This is a genomic window from Paraglaciecola psychrophila 170 (genome assembly GCF_000347635.1).
GTDB lineage: Bacteria > Pseudomonadota > Gammaproteobacteria > Enterobacterales > Alteromonadaceae > Paraglaciecola > Paraglaciecola psychrophila.
The window spans coordinates 4,254,396-4,274,321 of sequence record NC_020514.1 but is presented as its reverse complement, the minus strand read 5'-3'; the positions used below and the strand labels follow the sequence as shown (position 1 = coordinate 4,274,321).

General features: G+C 41.6%; 12 protein-coding genes and 2 pseudogenes. 4 read left to right on the top strand and 10 right to left on the bottom strand.

Annotated elements, in window-relative coordinates:
- Nucleotides 1-33 precede the first annotated feature (33 nt).
- Nucleotides 34-329, top strand: a pseudogene (locus C427_RS18645) (transposase); the annotation flags it as partial.
- 406 nt (nt 330-735) lie between these two features.
- Here C427_RS18645 and C427_RS18640 read toward each other — a convergent pair.
- The 5 genes and pseudogenes from C427_RS18640 to C427_RS18620 all read right to left on the bottom strand — a co-directional run bounded on the left by C427_RS18640 (nt 736) and on the right by C427_RS18620 (nt 8,188).
- Nucleotides 736-1,908, bottom strand: a complete 1,173-nt coding sequence (locus C427_RS18640; RefSeq protein WP_007640963.1) for an ice-binding family protein — start codon at nt 1,906-1,908, stop codon at nt 736-738.
- Between the two features lie 807 nt (nt 1,909-2,715).
- Nucleotides 2,716-3,724 (bottom strand): annotated as a pseudogene (locus C427_RS27790) (transposase).
- A 510-nt stretch (nt 3,725-4,234) separates the two neighbouring features.
- On the bottom strand, nt 4,235-4,966 hold the full coding sequence (locus C427_RS18630) for a hypothetical protein (protein ID WP_007640972.1): 732 nt from the start codon (nt 4,964-4,966) through the stop codon (nt 4,235-4,237).
- An 848-nt stretch (nt 4,967-5,814) separates the two neighbouring features.
- Nucleotides 5,815-6,102, bottom strand: coding sequence for a type IV pilin protein (locus C427_RS18625; RefSeq protein WP_226991230.1), 288 nt, complete (start codon nt 6,100-6,102; stop codon nt 5,815-5,817).
- A gap of 301 nt (nt 6,103-6,403) precedes the next feature.
- Nucleotides 6,404-8,188, bottom strand: coding sequence for a DEAD/DEAH box helicase (locus C427_RS18620; RefSeq protein WP_007640976.1), 1,785 nt, complete (start codon nt 8,186-8,188; stop codon nt 6,404-6,406).
- A gap of 357 nt (nt 8,189-8,545) precedes the next feature.
- Between C427_RS18620 and C427_RS18615 the strand changes: the two genes are divergently transcribed.
- From C427_RS18615 to C427_RS28260, 3 genes are all read left to right on the top strand, one after another.
- The gene (locus C427_RS18615; RefSeq protein ID WP_015431192.1) at nt 8,546-9,430 is read left to right on the top strand and encodes an EamA family transporter; all 885 of its coding nucleotides are present in this window, start codon (nt 8,546-8,548) and stop codon (nt 9,428-9,430) included.
- 825 nt (nt 9,431-10,255) lie between these two features.
- Nucleotides 10,256-11,536 (top strand): spinster family MFS transporter, encoded by a 1,281-nt coding sequence (locus C427_RS18610; protein WP_081589048.1) that lies wholly within the window; start codon nt 10,256-10,258, stop codon nt 11,534-11,536.
- A 1,133-nt stretch (nt 11,537-12,669) separates the two neighbouring features.
- Nucleotides 12,670-12,795: a hypothetical protein gene (locus tag C427_RS28260; protein WP_007640982.1), complete on the top strand. Its 126-nt coding sequence runs from the start codon at nt 12,670-12,672 to the stop codon at nt 12,793-12,795.
- A 114-nt stretch (nt 12,796-12,909) separates the two neighbouring features.
- Here the strand turns inward: C427_RS28260 and C427_RS18605 are convergent, their stop codons facing one another.
- The 5 genes from C427_RS18605 to C427_RS25165 form a co-directional block, all read right to left on the bottom strand.
- Complete coding sequence (locus tag C427_RS18605) at nt 12,910-13,524, bottom strand: nucleoside deaminase (protein ID WP_007640983.1); 615 nt, start codon at nt 13,522-13,524, stop codon at nt 12,910-12,912.
- A gap of 53 nt (nt 13,525-13,577) precedes the next feature.
- Nucleotides 13,578-14,921: a uracil-xanthine permease family protein gene (locus C427_RS18600; RefSeq protein ID WP_007640984.1), complete on the bottom strand. Its 1,344-nt coding sequence runs from the start codon at nt 14,919-14,921 to the stop codon at nt 13,578-13,580.
- Between the two features lie 201 nt (nt 14,922-15,122).
- Nucleotides 15,123-17,426: a TonB-dependent receptor gene (locus C427_RS18595; protein WP_007640986.1), complete on the bottom strand. Its 2,304-nt coding sequence runs from the start codon at nt 17,424-17,426 to the stop codon at nt 15,123-15,125.
- Between the two features lie 461 nt (nt 17,427-17,887).
- On the bottom strand, nt 17,888-19,573 hold the full coding sequence (locus tag C427_RS18590; RefSeq protein ID WP_081602669.1) for an acetyl-CoA hydrolase/transferase C-terminal domain-containing protein: 1,686 nt from the start codon (nt 19,571-19,573) through the stop codon (nt 17,888-17,890).
- The gene (locus C427_RS25165) at nt 19,522-19,776 is read right to left on the bottom strand and encodes a hypothetical protein (protein ID WP_007640998.1); all 255 of its coding nucleotides are present in this window, start codon (nt 19,774-19,776) and stop codon (nt 19,522-19,524) included. Before C427_RS25165 ends, C427_RS18590 begins: the two co-directional genes overlap by 52 nt.
- Nucleotides 19,777-19,926: the final 150 nt, after the last annotated feature.

Here is a 19,926-nt window from a genome sequence, read left to right as displayed (position 1 = left end):
ATCATGGGTGTCTTGTTAATTCTTGATGATCCCAGAAAAGACATGCCCAAAGGCATCGCTTACAGCTTGATTGACTATTGTGAACTAGTGGATTGCACAGGCCGCTGCATTCGAGACGATAAAGCAGTTTATGTAGAGCAACATCATAGCCCCATTTTAGCGTGCCTCGGCCTCGACTCAGAGCAATGGTTGACTCTCACTACCGAGTTCGAAAAACACTTCAGAACCGCTGTAGGTAGTGAGCGGATGTTACAACAATTCAAACATCACACAAACCATCAACACATATGAGGATGGCAAAGGCGAGAGCCTTACTTCAATCTGTCTGAATCACCCACTCATTTATCTTCAAAGCTCCTAACGAAACGTGGCTTAAACATGCTGTCTGGAATTTGGGCTAAGGGACATTTTTAACTGCATTCATCTCGTTCAATTCTAAATAAGCGTGAATTCCTTATTTTAAAAACCAAGAATGAAAATAGTTTTGGCACTTTGTATTTGTTGATTATGCTGTGATTGGGTACTTTATTATTTTGGGTGTCTAGATTATGTTGCTGTTTAGGGCCTGGCTGGGTGATATGAAAACAGGAAAAAAGCATCAGGCAAATAGTCTGATGCTTCTTTAGGCCGCTTATTGATGAATACAGCGGCAACGACTTTGAGACTGTAAAAAAACCTGATTGACAGGTTTTATTCAGACATACCGTACCGGTTAATCACCTTTTATAAGGGAAACTACTTTATCCAATAATTTAGCTCTTGAGGAAGACCAGCACTGCTGTCGATAATATCGCTACGAACACATTCTGATTTACCTTGATAAAACTCACAGTTGTTAACCACACCCTTACTCAGGTCTATATGGAATTCACTAAGTCTATCACCATTACCATTTTCCGACTTATCCCTTGAGGTATACACTGACATTGCATCCTTTCTTGTTACTTCAAGCTGCGCGCCATAATACCAATCATTGATGTTTTCATAATCACCAAAACCATAGTCGTATTCGTATTTGTACCATTCATCACTTTCTTCTCCTTCTCCTGGGACAAGATAGGCTATGACTGCTGTGGTTATGACGTCTTCTAATTCTTCATCTATATATTCAATATTATATTTAACATAAACGACATCGTTCTCAACTAGACAAACACCGCCCGACGTATCCTCATCAGTATCAGGGGTGGCCGGCTCGCCGGCACAACCTGTAAACGCTGAATTGGTTAAGGTAACCCCAGCATTAGCCAAGGCACGTCCGTGAAAGGGTGAGGTTGGTCCTAAACCAGTTATGGTGATCGCTTCGCCTGCGTAAATATTGCCTTTGAAGTCACCCCGAGTGATTGTCGCGGCCTCGGCGACCCACCAGTTGACGTTGCAAGCTTCACCACCGTTGGCCATATTGACGACAAAATCGGTACCGGTAAGCGCCCCCGTATCTGAGCCAATTTTGAAGACCCATTGGTCTGTAACATCCAAAGAATTGCTGTCTAGGTCCAGATCCAGAGTTAAGACACCATTAGTGGTGGTTGATGCCGCATCGAAACAATAAACCCCAGGCCCAAGGGTTTTGCCCGCCAGGCTTGTTAGTGTTTCTTCGCAGTAGAGAGCTTCCAGCTCGTAACGCTTATCCCTAAACTCACTAATGACCTGGTCAGTAACGGGTATGAACTCATCGCCGGCATGGTGACAATTAGTCTTGGTAATTGATACCTGAGAAGCCGCATCACCGATGATCGTGGAGTTAGTACAGGTGACAGCCGCTGTCGAGCTTAATATGGCGATGTCTGATAGCTTCGGTTCTACATCATTGGCGTGAGAGGAAACCGCGAATAGAGCGGTGATACCCAGCATACAAGGTGTAAGTTGTTTCTTGGTCGGTTTAAAAAAGCGTTCATATTTATTCATTTATTATTTTCACTGTAATATTTGATTACCGATTGGGCAATCCTAGCAAAAACTATTAACGAACCGTTAAGGTTTTGAGTATTGGATTTCATACCTTTGGATTAATAAAAAGACCATAACCTAGGCGATGTTTTGATCCTAGTATCGTACCAATGTAATTTACTGACTGTATAAATCCACTTAACACCACATTATTAAAAAAATAACAGGGTCAGAGTCAAATAAAACTCGTAAGCTATTGATTTTAAATGATATTAAATAAACTTATTATATTTATCTCTGCTAGGCAGGTCCGTTGAAAATGAATGCTAGACCTGTAATGTTAATAATATATTTAACTAGACACCCACCTCAATTTGACTGTTTTTAAAGCTGTACTAAACATAACTTAATCGTTTGTTTTTTAGTTAGGTGATGAGTTGTGTCTCGGTCTCAAAAAAGCCAAGTGAGTTTGATTGATACGCCTTATTATCGTTGCGTGATACGTTGTGTCAGGGGGCATTCTTGTGCGGTGTGGCAGCGCGTTGTGGATGACTGTTCTGGGCAAAGTCATGAGCACAATTACATAGCCACCTGTTAATGCTAAAGCCGTGTCCTAGCTTTTGATATAAGCAAATTAAATAAACATTCATAATAAGCCATGTCTGGGTTCGAAGAGGTGATAGGGTCAAAACAACGCTCAATTTCTGCTTACAAACCAAGCTCTGTTGCTTACTTGCGCTTTTTTTCGTTAAATTGTGGGAATAACATCGTTTTATGAAGGAACAAGTATACGGATATGAGCATTATCTGACACTCGGTTTAGATTTACTTGGTGGGGTAATTTAAACCGGTGAGTAGGGCTCTTGCCCTGCCCATCCCTCGCAGTCGTTTGTGGTGGGTGTGAGTTTTGAATGTATTCATTATCAACTCTGCGCCTGCGGCATAACAGAAGTGTTTTTCAAACTCGGTGCTGAGAGTGAGTCATTGTTCGGCAGACAAAACTAGTCGCTGCAGAATTGGACATTGGCTGCTCTCAATATACCCCGCTTCGTGTTCAGGAGTGCAACGGCCGGTGAGGTCTACCAGCTCACAGTAGTCTTTGAGATGATAAGTAATACCTTGGGAATATTTTACCTGTGTCCACCCATAAAGGGCATGAGTGTTTTGGGCTGGCGCTGTTTGTTCTTCACTGCCACGGTACGTTTTTTGATGCTGGTATGGGCTGATGTTTCTGGTGTTTTTCTATCTTGGCGCGGATGGGTTTTAAGTCTACATAGGCCATGCAGGCCTACAAGGCACTTTCATCTAGTAAGGCTTGTGACTTAAAGCGCCCATCCCAGAATAGGCCTGTACAGTTATCTTCTTTGTTCGTTTCCCGGGCTATGTATTTATTTAAGTCCCGCATCAGCCAACTAATGTCATACAGCCGCAGCCAATACTGAGCAACGGTTTCATTGAAACTAATCGACTCACTGGGGTTTAATTCATCACCCGTACATACTTTTGGGGCAGTAAGGTGCCGTTGTGCAACCTGTGATATCGCCTTGACACTTCATCAACATCCCAGCTAAGGGCCTCATCTTGATCCACATGCAACATTATATTCACATGATTACTCATCACCGCATAGGCACCGATATCAATGGCAAGTACGGTCAACAAGAACAACAACCGCTTCTCCGCCCAGCCACGGCGGTGCCCATAATTTTACCCGGATAGTTATCCACAGCGTGGCTGCCGCACCGCACAAAAATGAACAACGAACACACCTCTTAACGCAATGGTAATAGGGGGTATCCACTAGACCGATTTGGCTTCTGCGGGGCTGGGGCATAGCACACCTACTTGATTGGAAAATGAGCTAACTAAACAAAGTGATAGCACTTATATCAAAAATTTAGGACGCGGCTTCATCATTATCATGGGTGGCTATGTAAACTATTTGTCATAAATATCATGAACGAAAATGACTATTAAGCTGACAATGATCAGAGTAAGTCGAAAAGTTTCTATTTAATTGCTCTGTAATCATTTATTTAAAAGGGATAAAACTTCATGGATAAGAAAACAATAAAAATGAAATTGATTTTTCTTATTTACGATACGTTTTAATTACCTGTACCCGTTTCTATTGAGCTACAGTTAAATCAAAATTATCAATAGCTGTCTGCTCAACGTCAGATTTAGAACTTGTTAGCATTTTTTATAAAATCCCATTTTTATTAGAATGGAGGTTTTGCAATCATAAACAGCTGGGCCGGGATAATGTTAATAAATAATGGAATACGCTCCCTTTATCCTCCCTCAAAGTTAGCTGCGCGTAGTCGTGAATGACATAACTGCACTAGCGACTCAGTCCATAGTCTTTGTTTACATCAATGACGCTAATACCAAGCTCTAATGCTTTTATTGTGTCAACAAAATCAAATTGTACTTTACACTCTACTTTTATCATTTCAAGCCAGACATAGCGAAGGCCGTCGGGGCGTCTGCCAGTCCAGAATTCTTCAGTTTTGTTGATGTAGGCAACAACAGGCGCAAGATGCCCATCACGATAAATATGGCGAATTAACTCAAGGTCAGGACCAAAAGAACTTAGGACCGCTGAGCCGCTTATGTCGATAGACTTCAATAACTCTTCAAAGGCTAATTCATGCTTGCCTTGTCTGTATGCGATCCATGCCCGTGCAATACCTACAGAGTGTTTTTCGCTGCTAAAACTGTCAAACACATCACCGGCTATTTGCTGCCCTACACTTAACTTATTTGCATGTTCAAAGATGCGATTAATCTTGGCATTGACCTCGTTGATTGGTTCAAATTGCGCACTGTATTTAAGGTGCCGGCTTAAATCGCCTATCACTTGAAATGGATGTTTGCTTGTCGCTAAGCTTCGTTCATAATCGCGCAGAGTATTAGCAAGTGAACGTCGATTATTTGTCTCGAAATGAGCGAACCGCTCTTTTATATATTGATGATATTCGGGGTCATTACACCCAAGCGCATAGTCAGCACGAGCAGTTGAGTTTAATATAATACTTATGCACACAAGTATTACTGCTAAGAGTTTTATCATCTGACACACCTTCCAGACACAGTATAACTTCTATACTTAAAATGCCCGCATAATGATCGTTAAGTAAAAGCTTCTTGTTACATTCACTACTGTTAAGTGGAAAATTGTTTTGCAGACGTTTCCCTGCGCCTTCATTATTGTCTGTATAGAAAATAAGACTGAAATATTTGTTGTAAGGATGTGGCATCAGAGTATGAATTTCTATAGTGAGTCAATGGCCTACGGTGAGTAAACCTGACATAGCTGTCTATGCAACTTTACTGATTAGTATCAATGTAGGGGATTAAAATCCATTTTTTAATAAATCAAGACCATATTAAATAAAGGCTTGGATTCAAATAATAAGTGAATAAAGTAGACATGTTCCTTTGAAACGTAGTGGTCAACATTATTTAGATTTACACAAAACCTTAGGGTAAATAAAGTCTATGTTTTAGGAAGAAAATGACTCTCAATGACAAGTTCCCATATTTAGAAAACTCGGGCTAGCATAATGTTAATAAGTAATGGAATACGACCCCTTTAACCACTTTAACCATTTTATCCAGCTTATATCTTTATCTCGGCTAGCCGCGCTTAGGATTTGTTATGAATTAACGCGATGCGAGTTTAAACCAGTAGACTTAGCTACTCTTCAATAATAAAGATATACCGTCCATTGGGCGTTCTGCGAAAATTTCCGCTTGATAAATCGCCATTATCTAGAATGATATTTAATTGCATGAAGTCTTCTTCCTCGGCGATGGAACCAGTAATCGATTTACCCACGTAAAAATAGTTATTAGGTCTTTCTCAGTTCAAGTTGTCACCTGATAATGTAGGTGTTTCTTATTGTGTTTTGTTGACTGCTAATCCAGAGGCACCAGACGGTAATGCACCCACAGGAACGTCATTAGGATATTTGCTATCGATTTTTTTCGAAACATTAAAGTTGAGTGCAAAGCGCCAAACTGTGTGGCCGTTTCTGTCAATTTTGCACGTAGTATAAAGCGGCTATAAATTGGTGAAGCTATCGCTACAAGTAGACCAATAATGGCGACCACAATCATCAGTTCAACTAAGGTCAATCCTGAATGGCGAGCCTTCGATTTAATGCGAGTCTTCGAGTGTTCTATACTTGCTAAACTTAATTCCATAAAAATTTATTAATAAATGCTACTAATCAGCCCTTATTATTACATCCAACATCTATTTAAAGCATTGCCTAATCGCCAGCATATTGATGATGACTTTACCGAGCTAATGCCTTGGAATGTGCAGCTAGACTTCGATTATAGCTAAGCGCACTGCTTAATTGCGCGCTTACCTAGAAACAGATTCCAGGTGATATCCATCATGTGGACGCCGCACGGGACGATGTGCCCGACAGGGCATGCTTTTTATACACTGACGAATGATAAGGTAGGGCAAAAAGAAAAACTTACCCCTCTATGTTTATCAGCTAAGTTCATTCGCTTTTCGATAAGGACCCTCGTAATCAAATAAACGTTCGGTCACTTGCCAGTGATGTTTTTGCTTTTTGGCTATCACAAAGTCAGGCGCTGGTAGGTAAGGTAAAAACCTCTCCAACTCTTCCAGTGAGTTGAACTGAATCGACTGACTTGCGTTAGCTATTCTTCGTGCAAATAAATCGTTAAATGCTTGTCTCGAATTTTTATAATTAAAGCGGAAGGTTTCCGATAACGTGAGGCCGTCTTCGTCGTGGTAGGTGACCTTTAAACACTTGTCCGCCCAGATAATCTCTGGCGTAATGGCAGCGCAGCGCAATACTTTATTATTTTTTAAATTTAACGCTTTTCTTAATAAATCATCGGGATCAATTAACTTCTCTGAGCAATACTGGCATTGTCTGGCGGCGATATCGTTTTCTTGGTTACAATAAGGACAGTATTTGAAGCGAAAACGGTAAGTGCATTGCCTGTCGACTTCTGGGCTTTCAGGGTTATCTGAGCCTTCGGGGCCTTCAATCAAGCCATGACAACGACGCCCAAAATGCTCAAGAATATTACCTTCTGTGTCTTTTCTACCCCAAAATGCATTGGCGAAATCGCATTGAGGACAATGGATTTGAACCGCAACTGAATCTTGTGTGGGTTTTTTTTCGCCAATTTCTGGCTGAAAAATATTGTAACCATTATTGGTGTAATCCAATACTAAGCAGTCCTTTTTCCCTGGACTAAGGCGCAAACCACGACCTACAATTTGTTGAAATAAACTGATGGATTGAGTGGGACGCAAAATAGCAATGACATCCACGTGGGGCGCATCAAAGCCTGTCGTCAATACAGACACATTTACCAGGTACTTAATTTTTTTGGCTTTAAACGCGGCTATTAGCGCGTCACGTTGTTTTATTTTTGTGGTGCCGGTAATGAAGGCTGTTTGGTCTGCAGGTAAATAACCGCTGATTTCTTGCGCGTGATCTATGGTCGAAGCAAAAATCATCACGCCTTGACGGTCTTGGCTAAGCTGAATAATTTGTTCGGTAACCGCCTTGGTCACTCGAGGGTGTTTGTGGATAAGTTCATTTAAGGCGATATCATCGGTGTCTTGTTCACCGTCCAAGCTTTGTGTCAACAAACTAAAGTCATAATGTGCAATGGCTGCATCATAATGAATGGGTGGTGTTAAATAACCGTTCTTTACCATGTGTTGGAGGGGTAGTTCGAAAATACATTTTTTAAAAAAAGAGGTGATGCATGGTCGTGTATAACCATGGTAATGATGTTGATAAATCCAGCCGCTGCCTAATCGATAGGGTGTAGCGGTTAAGCCAAGAATTTTTACGCTAGGATTAAGCGTGCGAAAATGCGTCAGCGTTTTATTGTATTGACCGTTTTCGTCTGTGCCCACTCGATGACATTCATCAATAATAATCAGGCTGGCAGGGGCTTGAAAAGAGTCTAGGTTAGCAGAAAGTGACTGAATACTAGCAAAGGTCGTTTTTGCTGTACTATTTTTTTGGCTTAGCCCTGCCGAAAAAACACCCGCAGCTGAACCCGTAGCAAGAAATTTTCCATGATTTTGCTCAACTAACTCTTTTACATGCGCCAGGCAAATGACGCGACCTTTTGCCAATCGACTCAACTCAGCAATCACTAAGCTTTTACCTGCACCAGTAGGCAACACAATCACAGCTGGGTTATCGCCATGACGAAAGTGCTCTACAGCCGCCTTAACAGCTTGTGTTTGGTAATCTCGTAATATGAATGCTTGGCTCATAATGCTTGGAATATTGAGGAGGGGTGAGGTGTTATCAATAAACTACAATAACATAGTGGCTAAAGTGGTTTAGATGTTTTACAAAATATTAAAGCAGGGGGCAAGTCACTTTTTTTTGAATCAGCTTAAGCATGCAATTAACAACGCAACAAAATTAATTAGTTACTCATCGTAATTCACTAGAAATTGAGAAGAGTGCTTTGTAATTTTTAACAACTAACTTATTTGTTCAATTATCTATACTCCGTTTCCTCAATGTTATGTCTTTGGCCCGACAGTAATAATGTGTGCAGGGTTTTACTTGCCTCAGGTAGAATGTCGCCACTTAGGTTATTCATTTTTTTGGACGTATTTTAGATGCAAATTAATCGTGTATTGCTGACTGCCGTGGGCTGTGTTTTGCTAGCTATGGTGACAATTCAAACCGGTGCGTCTTTAGCAAAACAACTTTTTCCTTTGGTTGGGCCGGAAGGCACCACTGCATTGCGTTTAGGTTTTGCTGCTGCCGTACTTTGGTTAGTGTTTCGACCATGGAAAGCATTACATCAGGGGCGAGATTGGCAGAGTATTATTATTTACGGCCTGTGTTTAGGCGGGATGAATATCCTGTTTTACCTAGCTATTGAGCGCATTCCTTTAGGGATAGCCGTTGCCCTTGAGTTTACCGGTCCTTTAGCCCTGGCTTTATTTGGGTCTAAGCGAAAAAGCGATCTCCTCTGGGTTGCACTAGCGATAGCGGGAATTTTTTTGCTACTGCCTGATTTAGCTAGCGCTCAGGGGCTTGATCTTACTGGTGCATTAATGGCATTAGGGGCTGGTGCGTGCTGGGCAGGTTATATCTTGTTTGGGACTCGCACTGGCAAACAAGCATCAGGTGGAATTACCGTGGCTCTAGGCATGACAGTGGCAGCCATAGTGCTTGTGCCAATTGGCGCAGTGAGCCAAGGCTTAGCCTTAATTACTTGGGAAGTTTTACCCCTTGGGTTATTGGTGGGGGTGTTATCCAGTGCTTTGCCTTACTCCTTGGAAATGGTAGCCCTTAGAAATATGCCTACACAGGCATTTAGCGTGCTGATGAGTTTAGAGCCCGCGATTGCGGCGTTGGCTGGTCTTGTTATTTTAAGTGAGCAATTGACTTTGTTGCAGTGGTCTGCAATTGGTTTGGTCATTATCGCTTCAATAGGCAGCAGTTTTACGCCTAAAAAAGTCATCGAGATGGGGGGTGTAACCCCCTATTTCTAACCTTCCTTTCAAATCGATGGAGCAGGTTCGTTGAAAGCATTTGAATTGAATACATGGAATTAAATCTGCGGGATATCGCTTTCTATTTATCAGTCGTCAAAGCCATTGTTTCCTTTTGTGGTTTTTATGTATCGAACTCTTTGGAGCCAATTTTCTTTATCATAATTGATTAAGTCTATAATATTAGTCATGTTATAAAAATAATATCTGTTATCTTCAGCATCAAGACTAAGCAGCTCGCCATCATTTTTAAGCTCTTCGCGGATAAGGTTGACTATTTTGGCTAAATACTAAGTTCCCAATTTCGACATGCCCAATGCTTGTTTTTTTGTTTTTGTTGATTAGTTTCTTTTTATCGATGGGATCACTTTTAAGCATTACTTGAGGGGGAGTATCCATTCTAAGCTTTTATTGCCTCGGTTAACTGTGAATATGTCTTTTGTATCGTTAACGAAAGAACCATATTCCAAAAAAACGGGTATTTCAGTTGAGCAAAAGCTAATGTATTCATTGATTGCACCACTGATTTCATAAATAGTTATTGCGTTATTCTATCCTCCCACATTCTTGTCGTTCACACGCTTTTGTCAAATGGATCCCCCTTGGTCTAACAGCAATTAACAAAGGCCCATTATAAATCATTCACAATTAAAATAGATGCGTTTGTAGGTGACTTGTTATTGCTTTGTTACTTATGCGTAAACGCATTCAGCCCTAAAAGCCCTATAAAATAGACTGCTTACTTCTTTGAGTGATACTTGAGCGAAAAAAATATAGTGGGCATAATAATTTATTGCTTTACAAATAATAACTTGAGAATGTTCTATGAATGCGGAAACACGTAGTTATCGACGGTATGTCCTATTTATTCTTACCTTGGTTTATGTATTCAACTTTGTCGATCGGCAGATTCTAGTCATTCTACAGGAGCCGATAAAAGCTGAACTTGGTCTGTCCGATACACAGCTGGGCTTATTGACAGGTTTTGCCTTCGCTTTGTTCTACGTAGTAGTGGGTATTCCAATCGCCCGTTGGGCCGATGTCGGTAATCGCCGAAACATTGTTAGTCTGGCCTTAGTGGTTTGGAGCGGTATGACAGCGGTATCGGGTTTGGCACAAAACTATACTCAATTGCTACTCGCAAGGATAGGTGTGGGTGTAGGTGAAGCTGGTGCCAGCCCTCCTTCTCATTCTATGATTTCTGATTATTATGCGCCCGAAGAAAGGGGCGCTGCTATGTCTATTTATAGTATGGGGTTGTATATCGGTATTCTGGTTGGCCTGTTATTAGGTGGCTGGTTGGCCGACAAAATTGGTTGGCGGATGGCCTTTTTTGCTGTGGGCTTACCCGGTATCTTGATGGCCGTAGTGGTACGTTTAACGCTCAAAGAGCCTCCCCGTGGTGGCACTGGCATGGTGTCTGATCCTTCTGCCGGCCAAGGGTATACCTTCAAAGAAACACTTAGTTACCTATGGGGATCTAAAGCCTTTCGTAATGCCTCTTTCGCCGCTGGTTTCTGTGCCTTTGCGGGTTATTCTTCATTAACGTTCATACCCTCTTTTTTAATTCGCAGCCATGCTATGAGTGTCTCAGAGGTGGGTGTTGCCTTGGGCCTGATTATTGGTGTTTCAGGTGTGATTGGCGCCCTCAGTGGTGGCTTTTTGGCGGACAAGTTGGGCAAAAACGATATGCGTTGGTATATGTGGGTACCGGGCATCGGTGTCTTAATTTCGTTGCCTTTTAGTTTGTTGGCACTGACCTTAGAATCGCTGAACGCGGTATTGGTCTGCATATTTATCGGTAATGTGTTTATGTCCTGTTATCTCGGCCCAACCATCGCGATCGCCCATCATTTAGTCAAGCCCTCGATGCGAGCCACTACTTCGGCTATTTTGTTTTTTATCCTTAATATCGTGGGCTTAGGTTGTGGGCCTGTGGTGACCGGTATGATCAGTGATTATTTGGCACCGGAGTACGGTACAGAATCCCTGCGTTATGCATTGATGTTTTCGTGCCTTGTTATTCTGATCGCTGTTGTTCAATATCTTCGCAGTGGCTCAGCTTTACCAAAACATGACGATGAGAGACGCGGAGCGGATGCTTGAAATACGAAAGCATAATTTAGCGTGCAAAGCGCGCACCGCGTGGCAGATGCTGTTTTCTTAGGTGGCTTAGCAGCCTGTTTAACAATACGATCATCTTAATTTAGCTAAATATTGGTAGATGACTCAAAATATTTGATTGAACCAAAGTGGGTGGTGTAAATTACAAATTGTTTATATCACCGTCTCCTTTAGATGCCATGGTTGTTATCTTGCCTAAGGAACTATAATGACCGTTAAAGTACCATGGGTTACATGCGATTTTTCTGGATGGACGCCACTCATTTACGAAATATAAAAAGTTTATGGGGTAAGAATTTTTTAATCAGAAATTTTTTAAAAAGACATTCAGTACAATTCATTAAAAATTGGAAATAAATGTGTTGAGTCACTTTAAGTTATATTTGTTGGTACATATTGCCTTTAGTGTGAATATCGCTGTTACTGTTTTTTCGTGTCATTAAGCCGCTAATCTAGAAAGGATAATAATGAAAAAATCATTGTTAATACTGTTACTTGCTTTTGCCTCTTATTCGCCAGTTGTTGCACTTAATCCATTCCAATAAAAGGTTTTAGCAATTATAGAAATGGAGCATCTTTCAGAAGCAGATACTGATCGAAACAGTAATCGCGATCCTATCTATGCGATGCGCTTAATTTTTCGGCTTAAAAGACGATATAAAGGTTATAGAGTTTGCATAGGGTAATGGTTGGTATACCAAAATTTCAGCGCCACTTTTAAACGATAAAGGTCAGTAGTACCTTGCTTACCGTGATGAATGACTAAATAAAATGGACATATTATTGGTACTTGAGCCAATGAAAAAAGCGAAAAAGTGACCTATAGATTTAAACTGGAACAACAAAGAACAGCAATACCAAAGAACAGCAATACCAATTAGGTAACATAGACTTAGCGATGAATGATGCTGATATGTTGTGGAACACTCGCGAATATCATAATTTTGATACCCTTGATAAACCAAATTAAACAAAGCCGCATTTGATGCATTAAAACCCGGTAGTGTTTATGTAATTGTCGATCATAGTCGTCGCCATATGGCACCAGAAACTCACGATCTACGCAGACGTGAAGATGCCGAAAAAGTCATACCTGAGGTGCAAGCTGCGGAGTTTTGTTAGACAAGTCATCTGATCAGTTTTATCGCCCAGATGATGCATTAACCTCTGACGTGGTGCGTCAAACCGTAACAGGTCATACCGACCGTTTCATTCTTATTTTTAGAAATCACAGTAAATAACACCAATATTTACATAAATTGCGAAAACGGTATTCGCAATTTATGTAAAGTTATATTAGGTATCTTATGGCTGGTGATGCTCAAACCGTTGAAACATGCCAGCATGGTTTAAAATTACTTCCAAAACTCTACATGCAAAGCGGCAATCTCTTCGACCACTGCATCTATTGGACCCCACACACGAATGGCCTTCTGGCCTCGGGAAAATACATAGCGGCTGGGCACATCTAGTGTCGGGTTTTCAGTATGATTACCGGTAAGATCGAGTAATTGGCGTTCTGACATGCCATACACCATTCGTCCAATGTTGGCCCAATATTGTGTACCGGCGCACATCACGCAGGGTTCAGCCGTTGTATACAATGTCATTCCCCAAAGTTCGTCTGGGGTAAACTGTTTTGCTGCGCGCTGTGCGATGGTTGATTCTGCATGTGCTACGGAATCGATATTGCCTTGCTCCATCACTACGGTTTCGTTATCTGCTGCTACTAGGACAGCTCCAAACGGATGGTGGCCATCATCCATAGCGGCTTTTGCGACCATATTTGCTTGTTTCAGGTGGCGTTGCATTTGATCTGAGCTAGGATCTTTTCCTGGCGGATAAGGTCGATTATCTGACATGGCGACTTCCTTTGAAAACAGCTTTTGGGAGAGGCTTGAGCCGACTATTGATACACCGGCTAATTGCAACATCCGACGGCGGTTGAATGCTTGAAATTTATGATCCATAAAACCTCTGACTAAAGAGTATAAAAATTGTGTCGCTATGCTTATTATATTTACTAATCATGCTCTTTGAGTTCTGGCAGGAGCAAGCTCAATAACATTGCCGTGAGCCCTGCAGTGGCCGCGGCTGAGCTAAAAATATTTTGTACTAGGTCGGGGGTTTTTGCGAATACATCAGGAACCAGCGCTAAGCCCAAGCCAAGACCAAGGGAAACCGCAATAATAATCATCTTGCGACGATCGATGTATTCTGAGGCCAATATCTTGATACCTGCCGCTGCGACTGTACCAAACATGACCAGTGTTGCGCCTCCCAGAACGGGTTTTGGGATTTGCTGCAGAATAACTCCAACACCTTGAAAAAGGCCAATAAACACTAATATACCAGCGATATATATGCCGATATGCCTACTGGCGATACCCGTGAGCTGAATAACGCCAGTGTTCTGGCTGAAGGTGGTATTAGGAAATGAATTTAAAACTGCAGCTATCATTGAATTGATCCCGTCTCCCAATACCCCACTCTTAATTCGCTGAATATATCCTTCGCCGGTAATGGGTTGACCAGAAATAATACAGTTAGCGGTAATATCTCCAGTCGTTTCTACTGAGCTGATGACATAGATGACTGCTAATGGAATAAAGGCAGCTAGTTCTAAGTTAAAACCATATTTGAAAGGGATTGGCACACTAATGGCTGCCGACGGCATCAAATCACCAGGGTTGAGCATACCTGTTAGTGCTGCGACCCCAAAACCTGCAATAAGGCCTACCACTATTGAAGACAGGCGAACCCAGTTATTGCTGGATATATTCATCAATACGATCACCGCGATAACAAAAAATCCAAGCATCAAATTTGCAGGACTACCAAAATCTGGACTATTGAGCCCACCGGCTAAGTCAGTCATGCCTACTTTTATAAGACTAATTCCAATGCTGGTGATCACGATACCTGTCACCAGCGGCGTGACTATTTTCCGTAGCCGGGGAATAAATTGGCTGAGGCCTATTTGTACAAATGCACCGACAAAACATAGACTGGTTATTAATGCGATTATCTCCTCTGGTCCGCCTCCGGCATCACGAGCAATAAACCCAGCACTTAATATTGCCCCTAAAAAAGCAAAACTGGTACCTTGCACACAGAGCATGCCGGCACCAATGCCAAAGGGTTTATAAGCTTGTACAAATGTGCCTATGCCCGAAGCGATTAAGGCCATGCTGATTAGGTAGGGTAGTTGTTGTTGTAGCCCCAAAATACCACCTATAATAAGTGTAGGAGTGACAATGCCGACAAAAGAAGCTAGTAAATGTTGTATCGCTGCGAAGAATGATTCTAAAACGGGTGGTTTGTCATCAAGTTGATATATTAGTTCCGATGGTGTTTCACTGCTCATACACCGTTAATCCCCTGTTGTGGTGTTATATAATGGGTTACTTATTTTAAAAATGTCCTAGTTCCAAGATTTCTTTTCACTGCTTGGTTATTACTATCATTAGGTTGAGAAAATTATAATTTTCAACGCAAATAGACTGCCAAAAAAGCCCAGTAGAAAACTGGGCATAAACTTTTGACACTGCAGTAATGTCAACGGGCTCTAGAAGTTGTATCTAAAGCGAACCATTAACTGACGGGGTGCCACGAATTGAAAACCTGTCTCGTTGACGCCAAAAACATCGGTCATAGCTGAATTAATCCCATCTTCGTCCAATAAGTTATAGGCTATTAAATCGACTCCCCATACCTCGCCAGGATTGTCATAAGACATGGTTAGGTTAATCAGGTCGTATGAGTCAACCGTATCCACTTCTGGGTTATTGAATACTCGCTGCTCAAACTCACCACGGTAGGTATACTGTAAGCTAGCCCCGATATAAGCACCATCTTTCATTTGATCTTCGAAGCCCAAACTTATGTCAGCAGTTAAACCTGGTGTTTTGGCCAACTCATTACCACTCAAATTTTGTAGGAATCCAACTACATCTCGATTGGCACCATGAATTTCTTCCTTGGCAGGAGTGACACCGTCAGCAAGCAGTACATCTTCAATCAGTAGTCGGTTGTCTAAGGCTAAATAATCTGCGGATACTTCAGATTGCATGCTCGCCAGTTTCACATCTAGGCTAAATCTGTCTCCAATTAGAGCGGTCATTTCTAGCTCTATACCATAGATTTCAGACTCTGGGATATTCGACACACCACTACCAAACTCGTTAAAGTCAGAGGCTTGAAATTGTAAGTTGGTATAATCATAATAAAAAGCTGCAACGTTAGTTCGCACTCTACTTTTCATAAATTCTGATTTGAGACCTATCTCATAAGCATCGATAGTTTCGTCTTCAAAAGCCGCACGAACCAGCGCTTCATCACCTTCTGAAAAGGTTAAGTTACTGCCCCCTGGTTTTAAACCCCGCGTGTAAGAAACATAAGTCATTGTGTCATCTCCGGCATCCCACTCAAGCGCAACGCGGCCGGTAAGATCTTCGGTTTTGGGGTTAATAAATGCGGGGGTGGGGGCGAAAAAGTTAGAAACAGTACTTTCCACTTCATCTTTGGTGTATCGAAGGCCGGTAATTAAACGCACAGTTTCTGATATCGGATACGTTGTTTGACCGTAAAACGATAAAGATTCACGCTGTGGATTCGAGTCAGAAATAAAACCTCGGTCGCCGCTAAATACTGCTGGAAATGAAGGAGTATAACCATCAAGCACACCATCACGGCCTACATCAAGTTCTTCGCGAATAGTGATTTCGATATCAGTATCAAGATAAAATGCGCCAACAATCCAGTCTAACTTGCCAAAAAGTGGCTCGTTAGAAATAATATTCAGCTCCTGCGTAAAAGTAGTTTGGATGTTAATTTCAGGATTAAATACACTAATTTGAATTTCAGGGTTGGTATCGAAGGAGTGGCGATCATTGTCACGTACCACCGTAATATCGTCTTTTTGATAGCTGGTCAGCGACTTTATAACCGCAAAACCTGCATCCCATTCTGCGATTAATCCATACACTTGCGAGTCTAACTCGTACGAAGAATCGGTATCCTGTGACAAATTTCGTGCACCAGGAGTTGGGTCATCAATACCTTTTATACCTGCTCCGTTAGACTCTCCGGTAAAATACTGGGCCAAAAATCGAAGACTCAATGTATCACTAGCCTTCCACAACCAATCTGTGCGTATTGATAAGTTATCGATATTATCCATATCTTTACCGACAAATGTTTCACTTGGGTTTAAAGCATTTGGTCCGTTGTAGACGTTTTGGGTGTATCCATCTTGTTTTACTCTGCTAAAAGAGGTGCGCATTGCTAGGTCGTCATTGATTGGCACATTAACAGTACCACGCACTTTACGTAAATTATCGGTGCCTAAGCTTAGATCGGCTTTTCCTGCGAATTCTTCAAAATTGGGTTTCGCACTAATAACATTGATGGCGCCACCTGTGGAATTTTGACCAAACAATGTACCTTGTGGTCCACGCAGAATTTCTATGCGCTCAATATCGATAAAATCGGTTTGTAGCGCATAGGGTGAAGCAATATAAATACCGTCCATATGGTAAGAGACGGATGGATTTGCTGTCGCATTTTGATTCGCTTCATTGCCTACGCCGCGAATAGAAATAATTGTTTTAAAACCTTCATTTTTCGCCACTGTGACACCCGGTGCGATGGCACTTAAATCGACAAAAGATGATATATATTTGTTGTCGAGATCCTTGGCGGTAAGAGCAGTGACTGCCTGCGATAAATCCTGCAAGCTTTCATTGCGCTTTTCTGCAGTCACTACGATTTGTTCAATCGCGCGGTCCTCAGCATTCACTGATATCGCCGTCATATTTGATACAGCCACTGCAATCGCTAGAGATTTTAATTTAAAGGTTTGTTTGCTCATTATTCTCTTCCTGGATTGAATTATAAATATTGCTGTAACGGGTATTTGCCATTGTGACTACCTGCGTTTAATTAACGGTAGAAATAAGCTTTGTTGTCAATTATTTAAACAATTAACCAAGCCATTAACCAAGCCATTAACCAAGTGATTAGCAGGAAGGGTGCCAATTTGTAGACCATTTGGACAATATTTGATACGAATGGTTAATTGCATGATAAGTATAAGTTTTATTTGAAATTTATTGGCGTTAAGGGGTGTTTTTGTGACGGCTTACATTATCAAGTGATCTTTTTTTTGCGCTTCAAGCGTGCACAAAAATACAACCTTGCACAAAGACGGAGCTTCTTAAATTTAGACGGAGTGTTAGCAGTAAAATACCTACATTAAAGATAAAAAACACTAAAATTTTAATCTCTAGTGGTCATTTTTCTGGCTTAGATCAAATACGTAGCTGCATACGCCTATTTCGGTTTTTTATGATAAAGAATACCAGCCGTTTCAAACACAAGGTTCATGGCCTTGTTATCAGACAGAACATCGGCTTTTAATTTGATGATTTTGTAATATTTAGCCATTTCTATCAGCCGTAAAAAGAGGAACTTTCCAAGGCCTTGTCCTTGCCAGTCATCGCGAACTTGCAAGGCGAGTTCGGGCATTCCACCGCGTTCATCAATGATCCATTGGCCAATGCCGACAATTTCCTGTTGGGTGGTTTTTGGTGGGTACAGGGCAACCAGTGCCATGTCTTTGTGATAATCGATGTCTGAGAAACGTTTTAGCACTTTTTGGGGGAGGGAGCGAATGTGGGTAAAATAGCGCATATACACGTTTTGATCAGACAGTTTGTGGAAAAAATTCCTTAAATTATCTTCATCTACCGCTTTGATTGGCCTTATAAATACCTCTTTCCCTCGCTTGGTTTGGTGTAAACACTCCCACTGATCAGGGTAGGCTGATTTGTAAGAGTTTCCGGATTGTTCAGAGTGAATATAAAAACTATTCTTGGCTTGATCTAATAAATATTTACGACAATCAGGGTGGGCAATATCAATCAATGCCAGGCAGCGTTCCCTAATACCCTTACCAAAAAGGAAAGCCGTACCGTATTCGGTGATCACGTAGTGCACGTCTAGGCGAGTTATCGTCACGCCCGTGCCTTCCGGGAGAGCGAATAAAATATTTGAATTACCTTTCACGCTCATCGAGGGAAGTATCACAATAGGTTTGCCCCCTTTGGAATAGTCTGCGCCACGGATTGAGTCGTCTGAACTGCCCACGCCTGAATAAAAACGGCTGCCGACCGAGTCAACAGCTAGTTGTCCGCTCAAGTCAACTTTAAGGCCACCAATAATGGCGATCAGGTTGTCTTGCTGAGCGATATGATCGATACGGTTAATTTTATACAGGGACTGAAATTCAACTGCGGGATTACGATGGATATAACGAAATAAGGCTTTGTTACCAGTGGCATGACTGACTATTGTTTTGCCACGATTGATGTTTTTTCGGGCATTAGTAATCACCCCTGTTTTAATCAGTTGTAGCAGTTCGTCGGTCAGTAAGTCAGAGTGTAGTCCGAGGTCTTTTTTGTCTTTTAAAAAGGGGATGAGTTGGTTAACCGCAAGATTTATGTCAAATTTAAGCGTGGCCCCATCAGGTATTTCGAACATGACATTTTCGACAATTTTGTTCAGGACCGAAGGTGGCAGTATGTTCCTATCCAGATTGGGAAATAATTCTTCTGATGTTAGTAAGGGAGCGTTATGTTCTACCCACCAGTCAATTCTGTCTGCATGGATTAACGAGTCACCTCCTGTCCAAGGCATGTGCTCAGATATTCCAGCAATAACAATTTTGGCAGCCTTAACCGACTCCTGCCCAAAATCAACTCCCATACCTAAACTACAGTATCCTTGTTTGTCGGGTGGGGTCACTTTAATAATGGCAACGTCAACTGCTATTAGCCGTTCCGCAAACAGACGATTGACGTTTGAAGCAGATACCGGTACATAATCCGCAAGACCTTGACGTATTTTTTGCCCCGCTCGGTCGAAGGCGAAGTTTGTGGTGGTGCGAAAACGGCTGAGCTTTTCTTCTAAATGCGGTAGCTCGCCGCCAACAATAAATTGCAGGATGTTGATGTCCAAAGGCTCTTATTATTAACAATTGCAGCAAGGGTTGCGTGAGCAGTTGCTGAGATGCTACCTATGGTAATATTGCTGCCGTTGGGAATTTTTTCTGCAACATTGGCTAATTCTAATCGCTTAGCTTGCCAATCCGGTTTTCTGTGGTACCGGGATTTTTTACTCAGGGTTTTGCCAAAACCTAGGATGCGCCAAAATTTGTTCATATAAAACATGACTCTTATATTTAAATCCCAGTCCTGTATTGCATAATATTATTAGTAATGCCAGCAAAGACGCTGCCAATATTTGCGGTATCAGGTTGTTTTAAACATCACATGATAAAACAAAGGCAGGTCACCTTATTTCATGTTGGG